Here is a 14,431-nt window from a genome sequence, read left to right on the forward strand (position 1 = left end):
GCTTACACCTTGATGCGGTCGAACCAGGCGGAAAGCACCGCGTGGTATTGGGGTTCATCGAGCAGGAAGGAGTCGTGACCTGCTGCGCAGTCGATCTCGGCGTAGCTGACGTTGCGCCGGTTGTGCAGCAGGGCGTAGACGATCTCCCTCGATCGCGAGGGCGAGAAGCGCCAGTCGGTGGTGAAGGACACCACGAGGAAGTCGGCTTCGGCGCTGGCGAGGGCGGCGGGCAGATTGCCCGCGTGGGCGAAGGCGGGGTCGTAGTAATCCAGTGCCTTCGTGGTCAGCAGATAGGTGTTGGCGTCGAAGAAGCCGGCAAACTTGTCGCCCTGATAGCGCAGGTAGGACTCGATCTCGAACTCGACGTCGTAACTGTAGACCGCCTTGCCGTGACGCAGGCTGCGACCGAACTTCTCTCCCATTGCGTCATCGGAGAGATAGGTGATGTGGCCGATCATGCGCGCAAGCTTGAGCCCGCGTACCGGCACCACGCCGTGATCGTAGAAGTTGCCGCCGTGAAAGTCGGGATCGGTGAGAATGGCCTGGCGCGCCACCTCATTGAAGGCGATGTTCTGCGCCGTGAGCTTGGGGGCCGATGCAATCACGGCGGCGTGAGCGACACGGTCGGGATACTGCAGCGTCCACGACAGCGCCTGCATGCCGCCCAGGCTGCCGCCCACGACCGCGGCGAAGCGCTTGATGCCGAGCCGGTCTGCCAGGCGGGCCTGGGTGTCGACCCAGTCTTCCACGGTGACGAAGGGAAAGGCCGCGCCCCAGGGCTTGCCGGTGGCCGGGTTGATCGAGCTCGGTCCGCTCGAACCGAAGCAGCTGCCGAGGTTATTGACGCCGATGACGAAGAACTTGCGCGTGTCGAGCGGCTTGCCCGGCCCGACCAGGTTGTCCCACCAGCCCAGGCTGTCGGGGTCGTCCGCGTAGCGCCCGGCGACGTGGTGCGAGCCTGACAGCGCGTGACAGACGAGCACGGCATTCGACGCGTCGGCGTTGAGCGTGCCGTAGGTTTCGTATACCAGGTCGTAGCTCGGCAGCGAGCCGCCGCTGCGAAGCGGCAGGGGCGTTGCAAAGTGGGCCGTCTGCGGCGCCACGATGCCGACGGATTGCGGTTGGATCATGGTCGGTGTCTGCTAAAAACAAAAAAACCCAGCCGGCTGAAAAACGCGGACTGGGTTGCCCTCGCTTTAGCCGTATTTATTAAGCGCCCGCAAGCTATGGATCAAATCGGCGCTAAGTGCTGCGAAATTAGCGCGCGTGCCTGCAAATGTCAAACCGGGTGCTTTCCAGATGAAGCGATGGTGCAGTGATTGCGGGCTGGGGCAGCGTGACGGGCTGTCGAGAGCGCCGGGTGAATGGGGCTCATCGGGGCGGCGATGCAAACTCGCCCGATAAACCCGGGCTCAAACATGCATCGCCTTGTTTCCCCGCTGAGCCCCATTCACCCGGGAAGCCGAAGGCCGCGAACGTCTGCCCGGCATGTTGCCCCAGTCCGCAAGCACGGTGGAGGCACCGCAATCGCAACAAGCCCCGTGTGGCCTGCGTGGTAAAATCGCAGGCCTTGAACCCGCCACATCATCCCGCATGATCAGCATCATTCTCAACGGTCAGCCCGAAACCCTGGACGACGGTCTCACGGTACTTGCCCTGCTCGAGCGGCGCGGGCTCGTTGGCAAACGTCTCGCGGTCGAGCGCAACGGCGACATTGTGCCGCGTGCCCGCCATGGCGAAACCGCGCTCGCCGAAGGCGACCGCCTCGAGATCGTGGTTGCGGTCGGGGGCGGCTGAACCTTCGTGGTCCCGTTCGTGTTGTCTGCAGTCAGCGCGCAACGCGGCCTTTTTGATCTTCCTCTACAGGTCCCAACATGATCCACGATCCCCTGGTGATTGCCGGCAAGAGCTATGGCTCCCGTCTGCTGGTCGGTACTGGCAAGTACAAGGATTTCGCCGAAACGCGCGAAGCCATTGATGCCAGCGGTACGAACATCGTCACCGTGGCGATCCGGCGCACCAATATTGGCCAGAATGCGGACGAGCCCAACCTGCTCGACGCCCTGCCGCCCGACCAGTTCACCATTCTGCCCAACACCGCTGGCTGCTATACCGCCGAAGATGCGGTGCGCACCCTGCGTCTCGGTCGCGAACTGCTCGACGGCCACGCCCTGGTCAAGCTCGAAGTACTCGGCGATCCGAAGTCGCTGTTCCCGAACATGCCGGAAACGCTCAAGGCCGCGGAAACCCTGGTCAAGGACGGCTTCGACGTCATGGTGTACTGCGCCGACGATCCGATTCAGGCCAAGATGCTGGAAGAAATCGGCTGCGTGGCCATCATGCCGCTCGCCTCCCTGATCGGTTCCGGCATGGGCATCCTCAATCCGTGGAACCTGCGCCTGATCATCGACAATGCCCGCGTGCCGGTGATCGTCGATGCTGGTGTGGGCACTGCGTCCGACGCTGCAATCGCGATGGAGCTCGGCTGCGACGGCGTGCTGATGAACACCGCCATCGCCGCGGCCAGCCAGCCGGTGCTGATGGCCAGCGCCATGAAGAAGGCCGTCGAGGCCGGTCGCGAGGCCTTCCGTGCAGGACGCATGCCGCGCAAGTTCTATTCGGCCGATCCGAGCTCGCCGACCACGGGGCTGATCGGTTCATGAGCGATACACCGGAACGGGTCGAGATCATCGGCCAGGACAGCCCCGAACACCGCTTTTCCAGCCGCAGCATCCGCAGCTTCGTGCTGCGCCAGGGTCGGATGTCGGGTGCTCAGCAGCGCTTCATGGACGACATGCTGCCCAAGATCGGCGTGCCTTATCAGACTGCGCCGATTGACCTCGATGTGGTCTTCGGGCGCAAGTCACCCAAGATCCTCGAGATCGGCTTCGGCATGGGCGAGACCACGGCGAAGATCGCCGCAGCGGCGCCCGGGACGGACTTCCTTGGCATCGAGGTGCATACGCCGGGCGTCGGCGCGCTGTGCAAACTGGTGTCCGAGCAGGCGCTCGGCAATGTCCGTATCATGCAGCACGATGCGGTCGAGGTTCTGCGCGACATGATTCCGGATGGCACGCTGGCGGGCGTGCATGTGTTCTTCCCCGATCCGTGGCGCAAGGCGCGGCATCACAAGCGTCGCATCATCCAGCCCGATTTCGTCGCGCTGGTGGCCTCCAAGCTCGCACCCGGTGGCTATCTGCACTGCGCCACCGACTGGGAGAACTACGCGCACTGGATGCTGGAAGTGATTGCCGCCGAGCCAGCGCTCGAAAACACGGCAGACGGCTTCGCGCCGCGACCGGACTACCGTCCGCTGACGAAATTCGAGAACCGTGGTCTGAGGCTGGGGCACGGGGTGTGGGATCTGGTGTTTCGTCGACGCGGCTGATGGCCGACAACAAATAGAGAGGCAAGGTCGTGATCGGTGGCATGTTCAGGTTTCTGGGGCGGGTGTTGAGAACGCTGTGGCGTTCGCTGGACCTGCTGCGTCGCACGGTCTTCAACCTCTTGCTGCTGGTGCTGCTTGCGGCACTGCTGATGACCTTCTTCCACCCCGAGCCGCAGGTGCCCGACGGTGCGGCGCTGGTGCTGCGCCCGTCCGGCGCGCTGGTGGAACAGAGCACCTTCGAGGAGCCGCTGGCCTTGCTCAGCATGCGGGGTGAGGATGGCGGGCAGACCGTGCTGCACGATCTGCTCGAAGTCGTGCGCGCCGCCCGTGATGACAGCCGGATTTCAGCCCTGGTGCTCGAGACCGACGATCTCGAAGCGGCCAGCCTGTCCAAGCTGGCCGAACTGCGTGCAGCCATTGCCGACTTCAAGGCCACCGGGCGCCCGGTGCTCGCGCGCGGCGACCGCTTCACCCAGGGCCAGTACTATCTGGCCTCGATTGCCGACGAGGTGCAGCTTGCGCCCGACGGCTTCGTGCTGCTGCGTGGCCTGTCGCGCTATTCGACCTATTTCCGCGGTGCGCTCGATGCACTCGGGGTCAAGGTCCATGTGTTCCGCGTGGGCGAGTACAAGTCCTTCTCCGAGCCCTTCACCCGCAGTGACATGTCCGACGAGGACCGCAGCGCAACCCGCGATCTGCTCGACGGCCTGTGGGCGCACTTCCGCACCGATGTGGCCGCTGCGCGCAAGCTCACGCCCGAGGCGCTTGATGGCTACATCGTCGGCTACCGCGATGCGCTCGCTGCAACCGCCGGCGACACTGCCGAAGCCGCACGTCGTGCAGGCCTGATCGACCGCTTTTCGACCCCCGACGAGTGGCGGGCCCAGCTTGCCGAGCGCTTTGGCACCGATGCTTCGGGCAAGGACTTTCATCAGATCGATGCCGGCGCCTATCTCGCGGTCGTGCGCGGGGCGGAAAAGTCGGCTGCCGACAAGATCGCCGTGCTGGTTGCGCAGGGCGCAATCGCGGACGGCGAGCAACCGCCCGGCGTGGTCGGCGGCGATACCTTCGCCCGCATGATCCGCGAGGCACGCGAAGACGATGCGATCAAGGCACTCGTGGTGCGTATCGACAGTCCCGGCGGCAGCGCCTGGGCCTCCGAGCAGATCCGGCGCGAACTCGAACTGACGCGCAAGGCGGGCAAGCCGGTCATCGCCTCCATGAGCTCCGTGGCCGCATCCGGTGGTTACTGGATCGCGGCTGGCGCCGACGAGATCTGGGCGGCCCCGGGCACCGTCACCGGCTCGATCGGTGTGTTTGCGATGTTCCCCGAGTTTGCCGAACCGCTGCGCCGGCTCGGGATTACTGTCGACGGCGTGGCCACCGCGCCCCTTGCCGGCGCACTCGACCCACGCCGGCCGCTCGATCCGGTGGCTGCCGAAGCCATGCAGCTCGGTATCGAGCATGGCTACCGGCGCTTTCTGCAAGTCGTTGGCGCTGCGCGCAACATGAAGGAAGACGAAGTCAATCAGGTTGCGCGTGGCAGGGTGTGGACCGGTCAGGCCGCGTTCGAGCTTGGTCTGGTGGATCAGCTCGGCGGTATCGAGGCGGCGATCGCAGCGGCTGCGCAGCGTGCCGGCCTCGAGCGCCACTCGCTGGTGTGGCCGTCGGTTGGGCTGACGCCTGCGCAGATGGTGATGCAGCGCTTCCTGAGTTTCAGCGGTCTCGCGGGGTCTGGCAGTCCGGCGAGCAGCGGGCCGGTGGCGCAGATGCTGAATCGTCTCCAGGTCGAGACCCGCGACCTGCTGCGCTGGAACGATCCGCAACACGTGTATGCCCATTGCCTGTGCGAAGCGCCCTGACCCGTTTCTGATGAATTTCGAAGGTGCCGCGTCCGGATTGACCGAGTGATTCGGCGTGGTGCGTTCGTTGTCTGTAAAATAAGCAGTTGCTGATATAAATCTGGAATCAGACCTCGGCGCCCAATGAGCCCGGCCCCAGTGCTTTCGGCCGGACGCGGCCGTGAGGTCTGTTCCACGACCGGACCCCCATCCATGCGCCGTCGCTTGCTTCCGCTCGTCATCATTCTCGCCGCCGTCGGCGCCTTTGTTCTTCTCAAATCAACGCGTCCTGCACCCCCTGCCGTCGAGGTCCGCGAGCGCGTGTGGCGGATCGAAGCCAGTGCCAGCGTGCCGGTCGAGGCCAGGCCCACGCTGGTGCTCTACGGCCGGATCGAGGCACCGGACCGCCTGAGGGCGGCAGCGCCGGTATCAGGGCGCCTGCTTGAGGTGGTGGTGCGCGATGGCGACCGCGTGGCGGCCGGCACGGTGCTGGCGCGACTCGACCCGCGTGACCTGCAGCCACGGGTGGCACAGGCGCGCGGCGATGTCGATCGCGAACGCATCCGCCACCGCGGCGATCTCGCCGCCATCGAGCAGGAAAAGGCCTTGCTTGCACTTGCCGAGGCCAAGCAGGCGCGCTTCGAAAAGCTCAAGAACGCCCGCCTTGGCGCAGAAAGCGCGTATGACCAGACCCGCGAGGAGGTGGCGCGCGTGCGCCTGTCGCTGACCCAGCGCCAGCAGGCGATCGCCGAACACCCGGCGCGGCTTTCGCAGCTGCAGGCAAAACTGGCCGAGGCCGAGCGCGACGCGCGCCGGGGCGAGATCGTAGCGCCCTTTGCCGCGCGCATCGGCAAGGTTGAAGTCGCTGCCGGCGATCAGGTGCAGCCGGGGCAGGCGCTGCTCAGCCTGTATGCGTCGGACGCGCTCTTCCTGCGCGCACGCGTGCCTGCGATCTACGCCGAGGAGTTGCGCATGGCACTGGCGCGCGGCGAGCAGTTGCAGGCCACGGCCGACTTTGGTGCCACCACCATCCGTGCCCGCCTCCAGCGCATCAGCGGCGAAGCCGACGCGCGTGGTGTGGATGTGTTGTTGCGCATCGAGGACGGCGCCAACCTGCCGGTCGGTGCCTTCGTCAACGCGGTACTCGAGCGTCCGCCGGTCGCGGACGTACTGGTCCTGCCCTTTGCCGCGCTGCATGGCGGTGACCGCATCTATGCGGTGCGCGACGGTCGCCTTGCAAGCCTGAAGGTGACGCGCGTCGGCGAGCGCCGCGAAGGCGATGACGTGCAGCTGCTGGTGCGCGTGCCCGATGCGCGCGCGGGTGAACCGGTGATGCGTACGCACTTGCCCAATGCCATCGATGGCCTTGCGGTCGAGGTGGCTACACCATGAAGCAGAAGGGGGTGCTCGCAACGCTGGTGCGTCACAAGGTGGCCGCCAACGTCCTGATGCTGCTCGCCTTCATCGTCGGTGTGATCGGCGTCACCCGGATGAACGTGCAGTTCTTTCCCACGTTCGAACTCGACATCATCTCGGTGCGCGTGGTGTGGAGCGGCGCCTCGTCCGAAGACGTCGAGATCGGCATCACCACGCCGCTGGAAGAGCGCCTGAAGACCATCGACGGCCTCAAGAAGATGACGTCGACCTCGGCGCAGGGCGTCTCCAGCATTACGCTCGAACTGCATGAGGGAACCGAGCCCCTGCAGGCGCTCGACCAGGTGCGGCAGCGGGTGGACGAGTTCCGCAACCTGCCGCGCGACGCCGAGACGCCGCAGGTCAGCCGGGTCTCGCGTTACGACCAGATTGCCCGCCTGCTGATTCGCGGCAGCAGCGTCGAGGAGCTGCGACCCTGGGTGCGACGCTTCGAGAGCGAGCTGCTCGCGGGTGGCATCGACCGGGTGACGATCACCGGTCTGCCCGAGGAGCGCATCGCCATCGAACTGCCGTCCGCAGCCCTGCAAACGCTGGGACTGTCCCTGGTCGATGTCGGCGATCGGGTTGCGCAGATTTCCCGCGACGTGCCGGCCGGTGTGGCGGGTGAGCAGGATGGCGCGCGCGAGATCCGCGGCCTGGAGCAACGTCGCGATGCGCTGGCTTTCGACAATCTGGCGGTCGTCAGCGATGGCGGGGGACGCATCACGCTTGGCGAACTTGCCACCATCACGCGTGAGCCGCGCCCGGGCTCGCTGGCGCTGAGCGAGGGCGGCGATGTGGTGGTCGAGATGCTGCTGCAGCGGGCCGAGAGCGGTCATTCGCTGAAGGCGGCGGAAGCCTTCGACGCGTGGCTGCAGAAGACGCGGCCCAGCCTGCCGGCCTCGATCAGCCTGGAAGTCTTCGATGCGCAATGGGAGCTGATTCGCGACCGTATCCAGCTGCTGATCAGCAACGGTCTGTCCGGCCTGCTGCTGGTCGTGCTGGTGCTCTATGTCTTCCTGCCCGCGCGGGTGGCGTTCTGGGTGATGGTCGGTATTCCCACCGCCTTTCTCGGCACCCTGGGCCTGATGATGGTGTTCGGAGGCACGATCAACATGATGAGCCTGTTCGCGCTGATCATGGCGCTGGGCATCATCGTCGACGATGCCATCGTGGTCAGTGAAGATGCCGACACGCACCGCAGCATGGGTGAGGGGCCGGAACAGTCTGCGCTGGGCGGCGCGCGACGCATGCTGCTGCCGGTGCTGGCAGCGTCGCTCACCACGGTTGCAGCCTTCATTCCGCTGATGATGGTCGGTGGCATCATCGGCAATATCCTTGGCGACATTCCCTTCGTCATGATCATGGTGATCCTGGCCTCGCTGCTCGAGAGCTTCCTGATTCTGCCGTCCCATCTGAAGCATGCACTGCAGGGCGCTGCGTCGCGCAAGACCTCGCGCATGCGCGAGCGGCTGGACAAGGCCTTCACGTCCTTTCGCGACGGCCCCTTCCGTCGTGCCGCCACGCTGGCCCTCGACTGGCGCGGCACGACGGTCGCGATCACGCTGGCGACGATGGTGCTTGCCATCGGCCTGCTGGCGGGCGGGCGCATCAACTTCGTGTTTTTCCCGACTCCGGAAGGGCAGATGGTGTATGCGAATGCGACCTTCGTAGCCGGTACGCCGCGCGCGCAAACGGCGGCCTTCCTTGCCGACATGGAGCGCGCCCTGGTCGAAACCGAACGCGAACTGGGCGGCGGTCTGGTGCAGACCGCGGTGTCGCGACTCGGCAGCACGATTGTCAGTGCGGGCGGGGGCGAGCCCAGGGGCGATCAGCTCGCCTCCATGATGGTCGAGCTGAGCCCGCCCGATGAGCGGACGGTGCGCAACGAACGCTTTCTCGCCACCTGGCGCAGCAAGCTCGTCGAGCCGCCCGGGCTCGAGCTGCTGACCTTCAACTCACGCCAGTCCGGCCCGCCCGGACGCGATCTCAATGTCCGCCTCACCGGTGGCAACGCCGAATCGCTGAAGGCTGCCGCGCTCGAACTCGCGGAAACCATCAAGAGCATAGACGGTGTGAGCGAACTCGAGGACGACATGCCCTTCGGGCGTGAGCAACTGGTGTACCGCCTGACGCCGGCCGGCGAAGCGCTCGGCCTGACCACCGAAAGCCTCGGTCGCCAGCTGCGTGCGGCGTTTGACGGTCATCTTGCGCAACTGGTGCAGGTTGGCCGCGACGAGCTCGAAGTGCGGGTGCTGCTCCCGCGTGACGAACGCGAACGCCTCGATGTCTTCGAGCGGCTGACCGTCAGCCTGCCGGATCGCAGTTTTGCGCCGCTGGCCACGGTGGCGAGCTGGGAGTCGCGGCGCGGCTTCGAGGCCCTGCGTCATGCTGACGGCAGGCTCGCAGTCGAAGTGTCCGGGGAGATCGATACCGATCGCAGCAACGCCGATGCAGTGCAGGCCGAGCTCCGGCGCGAGGCTTTGCCGCGTCTGGCAGAGAAATACGGCCTGAGCTACAGCTTCGAGGGGCGCGCCGCAGACCAGCGTGAAACCATGAACGACATGCGCAACGGCCTGATACTTGGGCTCGGTCTCATCTACCTCGTGCTGGTGTGGTCCTTCGCCTCATGGAGCTGGCCGCTGGTGGTGATGTCGGCAATTCCGCTCGGCCTCGCAGGGGCCATCTTCGGCCACTGGCTGCTGGGCCTGGACCTCACCATCCTGTCGATGTTCGGTCTCTTCGGCCTGTCGGGCATCGTGGTTAATAACTCCATCATCCTCGTCAGCCTGTTCAAGGATCTGCACCACAAGGGCGCCAATGTGCACGATGCGCTTGTCGGCGCGGCCTGCGGACGCCTGCGCGCAGTGCTGCTGACCTCGCTCACCACCATCGGCGGACTGATGCCGCTGATGTTCGAGGGCTCGCTGCAAGCCCAGTTCCTGATTCCGATGGCCACCTCGATTGCGTTCGGGCTCGGCGTGTCGGCGGTGCTGGTGCTGTTCTTCGTGCCGGCGCTGTTGTCGCTGCTGGAGAGCTTCAAGGGCTGGGTGGCAGGCCTGATGGGGCCTGCTCCTGATCCGGAGCGTCTGAACGCCTGAGGTGCCGCCACAGGGTGATCGTCTGCGCCTGACATCAGGGCGCAGTCGGTCGTGAGCAGGTGCCGGTCGCGCCGGCGTGTGCTCAGGTGCCGAGCATGGTGACCACGAGCTCGCGCGCGTGGCCCTGGCTGCGGTGTTCCCACAGGAAGATGCCCTGCCAGGTGCCGAGCAGCAGCCTGCCGCCAGCGACCGGCACCGTAAGTGCGACTTCGGTCAGTACGCTGCGGGCATGGGCGGCCATGTCGTCATCACCCTCGAGGTCGTGGCGATAGGCCGGGTCGCCGTCGGGCGCCCAGCGCCGCGCCAGTGTTTCGAGATCGCGCCGCACGTCGGGATCGACGTTCTCGGTGATCAGCAGCGCACAACTGGTGTGGCGCACGAAAACGTGAGCGACACCGGTATCGACGCCGCTGGCGGACACGGCTTCGGCCACGGCAGAGGTAATGTCGGTCATCCCGCGGCCACGGGTGCTGACCGTGAGGCGGGCCTGGTGGCTCACGTCCGGCGCTTCCACACCGTCAGTTCGGACAGCGTGTGCTGATGCTTGCGCAGGGTTTCGCGGATCACGAAAGGCACGGCTTGCGGGCCCTGTACGAGTTCGAATTGCGCGCCGAGGATGTCCTTCAGGCCGTCGAGCGTGGTCCACGACTCGCCATCCTTCTTGAAGCCGCCGATCCACTCTTCGCGTTTGGTGTGCTCTTCCAGCCAGGTGTAGGGGGAGGCCAGGATCAGCAGGCCACCTGAATTGAGGCGATGGGCGACGCCCTCAAGGAAGCGGCGCGGACTGTAGAGGCGGTCGATCAGGTTCGCGGCGAGGATGAGGTCGAAGCCGGTGTGGATGTCCTTCAGGTTGCAGGCATCGCCCTGCCAGAATTCGACCCGGCCTGCGGTTTCGGCAAGTCCGAGGGCGTCGAGGCGCCGCTCGTGGTAGCTCACCAGTTCGCCTTCGTCGGGCAGGGTGTAGCGCAGGCTGCCGGTTTCCGCCAGCCGGGCCCCGGCCTGGATGAAGCGCGCCGAGAAGTCGATGCCGACCACCCTCGAGAAAGCCCGAGCGAGCTCGAAGCTGGCGCGGCCGGTGGCGCAGCCCAGATCGAGTGCCCGTGCGCTGTTGCCATTGCCCAGTCGCTTGTGAGCGTCGATGGCAATATCGGCCAGCGCCTTGGGGAAGTTGGGTACGCCGAAGACTTCGTCACCGTAGTGGAACTCGGCGTACTGGGACAGCAAGGCATCGGTCTCGTATGAGGAGGCCGGATTGAGGACGGGCGCGTCGGTGACCACGTAACGGAAGCCGGCATGCTGGAAGAAATGGCGGCGGAAGGCGTAACGCGAGGCGTGGCGCGATTCGTTGCCGGTGGAGATCCAGCTGCCGCCCTTGATGATGTTGTGGCGATCGTCGAAGGTCGGCGTGGTGAAATCGTCGTAGATCGGGTGAACCTTGAAGCCGTCGAATGGGTAGATCGCGGTTTCGCACCATTGCCAGACGTTGCCGACGACGTCGAACAGGTCGCCGTGGGCGTGGGTCGTGACCGGACAGCTCGACGCTGCGTAGTCGAGATGCAGGTTGGCGTGCGCCGGGGCGTCGCATGGCACGTCCGACAGTCCGGCGTGGTCGTAGATGCGGTTCCACTCGTCCTCGGTGGGCAGGCGCACCGGCTGGCCACTTTCGCGCGCCTTCCAGCGGCAGAAGGCCCGGGCTTCGAGGCAGTTGGTCTCGACCGGCCAGTCCCACGGCATCGGCACCTCCTCGGTCATCAGGCGCAGTTTCCAGTTGCTGCCGTCCGGAACCCAGAAGGTGGGGTGCTCGGCACGGGCGAAGCGCTTCCACCCCAGGCCTTCCTCGTCCCACAGGCTGTCGTCCGCGTAAGCGCCGGCGTCGACGAAGGCGCGGAATTCGCCATTCGACACCAGGTAGCGCGCGGCCTTGAACGCGGGAATCTCGGCTTCGTGGCGGCCGTACTCGTTGTCCCAGCCGTAGATCGGCTCGTCCGCATCGCGCCCGAGTCTGACCGTCCCCGCCGGAATGGCGACCAGCGTGTTGTCCGGCGCCGTACCGTGTTGGGTGGCGGGCTGCCACGCGCTGTGGGTGTTGACGTACTTCAGGGCGTGCTGACGGATCAGTACGGAGGAGGTTTCGAGATGGATGCGTTCATGTTCGATGCCCATCAGCACCGCCCAGAACGGATCGCTCCAGCCGATCGGCAAGGTGAGGGGCGTTTCCCGGATCACCTGGTCGACCACCGCTCGCACCTGGAGGCGATAGTTGGCCACTTCGTCCACGCTCGGCCAGTCGTAGCGAGCGTCGTCGAGATCATCCCAGCTCATTTCGTCCACGCCGACGGCAAACATCGACTCGAGTCGCGGATCGAGGCGCTCCTCGATCAGGCCGGCAAGGATGAACTTGTTGATGAAGAAGGTGGCGGTGTGACCGAAATAGAAAATCAGCGGGTGGCGCAGGCTGATGGCCTTGGTGGTGTAGGCCTCCTCGTTCGCGAGCACCTGGAACAGGGATTCGTAGCGGTCGAAGGTGGCGTGGAAACAGGCAAGGATCTCTGCCCGCTTGGCTTCGACATCGGTGCCCGAAAGCAGCGGTGTGCGCGGGAACAGCGGGTTCATTCGAGCATTCGGCATAGTCAGCATGGATCGGACTTTGATCGATTGGATGTGCGCGATCAAGCGCAGGCGCGGTCGAGGTGTGTCGGCAGGGGGGCGATGCGTTGCCACTGCACCTTGCACATACCCTAGTCCAGCTCTCTGAGGTCAGACACCGCCTCGTGCCCGAAGGCATCGGATAGCACATGATTGACCAGCTGCAAGGCGCACCGTTCCGCGCTGTTGAGCTGGCCTTCGCGCTTGAGCGCCTCGAAGCGGGCACGCTGGGGGAAGGCCGCCTCCGACGAAGCGCGGATCTCGCCCTGCATGTCGGTGTCGATCACGCCGGGTGCAATGCTGCTGATCTTCAGCCAGGGTGGGGCTTCGAGTGCGACTGCACGCGCATGGTGGTCGAGTGCGGCCTTGCTTGCGCAATACACACTCCAGCCGGCATAGGGCTTGCGCGCGGCACCGCTCGAAATATGCACGATGCGGCGTGCGCGCTCGGGGCTCCCGCCCGCGGCAAAGGCATTCGCCAGCGCAAGCGGTGCGGCAATGTTCAGGCTCACCGCCTGCAATATGCGGGCAGTGGACTGGTTTCCGAGCAGGCCGACGGGTTGCAGCAGCCCCGCGTTGTTGATGAGCAATGCCGAGCCTTCGTCGGCCAGAAAGCGTTTGAAGCGGCCGCCCGAAAGCCAGGCGTCGAGTGACGGGAGCTCGGACAGGTCGAGCGCTTCTTCCTGCAGCAGGGCCGGAAAGCGCACGGCAAGATCGGCGTTGCCGTGACGTGCAAGACCGAGCACCCGGATGCCGCGTTTGAGCAGGCTCTCCGCAATAGCGGCCCCAAGTCCGCGGCTGTGTCCGGTAACAATGGCGCGCATGCTCGTTCCTGTCGTCAAAACCTGATTGTGGGGAGCAATGGCGCTCGGGATCAAGTCGACGATGAATGAAAGGCGACGGTGCTCGCCGCGTCGTGGAATGCGCCACCAGGCCGCAGTGGCGAGGTGGCAGGCAGCGATTCGCGGCCTTGCGCCTGCTTGCCGGATCGAAACCACGACGCGCACAATTCCGCTTTGACGTTTGTCTGCCCATGAGCGCCTTTCAACCCCTCCATGCACTGTATCTGCTCGCTGGCGGCGCGGCCGTGCTGGCCGTGCGTGCGGGCCTCCGCTGCGCGATCCGTGCCGGGCTGGCTGCACCTCGGATTAGGGAGACTGCAGGTCCGGACTCGCTTGGCCTGCCGTTCTCAACCGAACGCATCCCGACCGCAAACGGCAAGCATCTGCACGCCTGGCTGATTCCGCCCAAAGCGGGTGTCGAGCTTGCAGCGACGGTCATCGTGCTGCATGGCTGGGGCGGCAATGCGCAGATGATGCTGCCGCTGGCGCAGCCGCTGCATGAAGCCGGGTTTGCAGCCTTGTTCATTGATGCGCGCTGCCATGGGCGCTCGGACGGCGACAGCTTTGCTTCACTGCCGCGGTTTGCCGAAGACGTCGAAGCCGCCTGTGACTGGCTGGCTGCACGGGCCGATCCGAGTGGCGGCCGCATCGCCCTGCTGGGCCATTCCGTCGGCGCCGGTGCGGTGCTGCTGGCCGCGACCCGGCGCGGCGAGGTGGCGGCGGTCGTCAGCGTGTCAGCCTTCGCCCATCCCGCGGACATGATGCGCAGCTGGCTCGCGAGCAAACGCATCCCTCGCTGGCTGGAGGCCTACATCCTCAACTACGTGCAGGCGACCATCGGTTTTCGCTTCGACGATATCGCGCCCGTGGCCAGCATCGCGCGCCTGCATTGCCCGGTGCTGCTCGTGCATGGCGAGCATGATGCCGTGGTGCCGGTGGCCGATGCCACCCGCCTGCACGCCGCGCGCGCCCACGACCGTGTGGACCTGCTCACACTGCCGGGGGATCACGAGTCCTTCGAGGACATGGCGGGGGAAATGAAGACCATCACCGCCTTTCTGCAGTCCGCACTGCCGCCGACTGCAAGCGACATGGTTGCAGCACCCGCGGATCCTCGATTTCGCGGGTGATCTCCAGTGCTTCGACTTTAGTCATAGATATCGGGTGTTTCGGCGCAGGCTTCGTGGCATCATTGGCACC

The 14,431-nt window shown here is 65.6% G+C and carries 11 protein-coding genes; 7 read left to right on the forward strand and 4 right to left on the reverse strand.

Going from position 1 to position 14,431, the window contains the following annotated elements:
- Window positions 1-2 precede the first annotated feature (2 nt).
- A complete protein-coding gene (gene metX / locus AC22G6_RS16090; protein ID WP_108949886.1) occupies window positions 3-1,130 on the reverse strand; it encodes a homoserine O-succinyltransferase MetX in 1,128 nt (375 codons plus the stop codon).
- 463 nt (window positions 1,131-1,593) lie between these two features.
- Here metX and thiS point away from each other — a divergent pair, with 463 nt between their 5' ends.
- From thiS to AC22G6_RS16120, 6 genes are all read left to right on the forward strand, one after another.
- Window positions 1,594-1,797, forward strand: a complete 204-nt coding sequence (gene thiS / locus AC22G6_RS16095; protein ID WP_108949885.1) for a sulfur carrier protein ThiS — start codon at window positions 1,594-1,596, stop codon at window positions 1,795-1,797.
- 80 nt (window positions 1,798-1,877) lie between these two features.
- The gene (locus AC22G6_RS16100) at window positions 1,878-2,663 is read left to right on the forward strand and encodes a thiazole synthase (protein ID WP_108951414.1); all 786 of its coding nucleotides are present in this window, start codon (window positions 1,878-1,880) and stop codon (window positions 2,661-2,663) included.
- Window positions 2,660-3,388, forward strand: coding sequence for a tRNA (guanosine(46)-N7)-methyltransferase TrmB (trmB, locus tag AC22G6_RS16105; RefSeq protein ID WP_487367592.1), 729 nt, complete (start codon window positions 2,660-2,662; stop codon window positions 3,386-3,388). Before AC22G6_RS16100 ends, trmB begins: the two co-directional genes overlap by 4 nt.
- A gap of 41 nt (window positions 3,389-3,429) precedes the next feature.
- Window positions 3,430-5,250 carry a signal peptide peptidase SppA gene (sppA, locus tag AC22G6_RS16110; RefSeq protein ID WP_487367593.1) on the forward strand — a complete coding sequence of 607 codons (1,821 nt, stop codon included), beginning with the start codon at window positions 3,430-3,432 and terminating at the stop codon, window positions 5,248-5,250.
- A gap of 192 nt (window positions 5,251-5,442) precedes the next feature.
- Window positions 5,443-6,621 (forward strand): efflux RND transporter periplasmic adaptor subunit, encoded by a 1,179-nt coding sequence (locus AC22G6_RS16115; protein ID WP_487367594.1) that lies wholly within the window; start codon window positions 5,443-5,445, stop codon window positions 6,619-6,621.
- Window positions 6,618-9,743 (forward strand): efflux RND transporter permease subunit, encoded by a 3,126-nt coding sequence (locus AC22G6_RS16120; RefSeq protein ID WP_487367595.1) that lies wholly within the window; start codon window positions 6,618-6,620, stop codon window positions 9,741-9,743. Before AC22G6_RS16115 ends, AC22G6_RS16120 begins: the two co-directional genes overlap by 4 nt.
- An 82-nt stretch (window positions 9,744-9,825) precedes the next feature.
- Here the strand turns inward: AC22G6_RS16120 and AC22G6_RS16125 are convergent, their stop codons facing one another.
- The 3 genes from AC22G6_RS16125 to AC22G6_RS16135 form a co-directional block, all read right to left on the reverse strand.
- On the reverse strand, window positions 9,826-10,242 hold the full coding sequence (locus AC22G6_RS16125; RefSeq protein WP_487367596.1) for a secondary thiamine-phosphate synthase enzyme YjbQ: 417 nt from the start codon (window positions 10,240-10,242) through the stop codon (window positions 9,826-9,828).
- Complete coding sequence (ovoA, locus tag AC22G6_RS16130) at window positions 10,239-12,356, reverse strand: 5-histidylcysteine sulfoxide synthase (RefSeq protein WP_487367597.1); 2,118 nt, start codon at window positions 12,354-12,356, stop codon at window positions 10,239-10,241. Before ovoA ends, AC22G6_RS16125 begins: the two co-directional genes overlap by 4 nt.
- 125 nt (window positions 12,357-12,481) lie before the next feature.
- Complete coding sequence (locus AC22G6_RS16135; RefSeq protein ID WP_487367598.1) at window positions 12,482-13,213, reverse strand: SDR family oxidoreductase; 732 nt, start codon at window positions 13,211-13,213, stop codon at window positions 12,482-12,484.
- A gap of 209 nt (window positions 13,214-13,422) precedes the next feature.
- On the opposite strand from AC22G6_RS16135, the gene AC22G6_RS16140 reads away from it, so the two are divergent.
- Window positions 13,423-14,361, forward strand: a complete 939-nt coding sequence (locus AC22G6_RS16140; RefSeq protein WP_487367599.1) for an alpha/beta hydrolase — start codon at window positions 13,423-13,425, stop codon at window positions 14,359-14,361.
- The last annotated feature ends 70 nt before the right edge of the window (window positions 14,362-14,431 follow it).

The organism is Parazoarcus sp. PS-13 R2A (assembly GCF_057621855.1).

Bases quoted from the DNA above. Each gene is read 5' to 3' on its own strand.
- AC22G6_RS16135 (WP_487367598.1), bottom strand. From the start codon at position 13,213: ATGCGCGCCATTGTTACCGGACACAGCCGCGGACTTGGGGCCGCTATT.
- metX (WP_108949886.1), bottom strand. From the start codon at position 1,130: ATGATCCAACCGCAATCCGTCGGCATCGTGGCGCCGCAGACGGCCCAC.
- thiS (WP_108949885.1), top strand. From the start codon at position 1,594: ATGATCAGCATCATTCTCAACGGTCAGCCCGAAACCCTGGACGACGGT.
- sppA (WP_487367593.1), top strand. From the start codon at position 3,430: ATGTTCAGGTTTCTGGGGCGGGTGTTGAGAACGCTGTGGCGTTCGCTG.
- ovoA (WP_487367597.1), bottom strand. From the start codon at position 12,356: ATGAACCCGCTGTTCCCGCGCACACCGCTGCTTTCGGGCACCGATGTC.
- AC22G6_RS16140 (WP_487367599.1), top strand. From the start codon at position 13,423: ATGAGCGCCTTTCAACCCCTCCATGCACTGTATCTGCTCGCTGGCGGC.
- trmB (WP_487367592.1), top strand. From the start codon at position 2,660: ATGAGCGATACACCGGAACGGGTCGAGATCATCGGCCAGGACAGCCCC.
- AC22G6_RS16115 (WP_487367594.1), top strand. From the start codon at position 5,443: ATGCGCCGTCGCTTGCTTCCGCTCGTCATCATTCTCGCCGCCGTCGGC.
- AC22G6_RS16120 (WP_487367595.1), top strand. From the start codon at position 6,618: ATGAAGCAGAAGGGGGTGCTCGCAACGCTGGTGCGTCACAAGGTGGCC.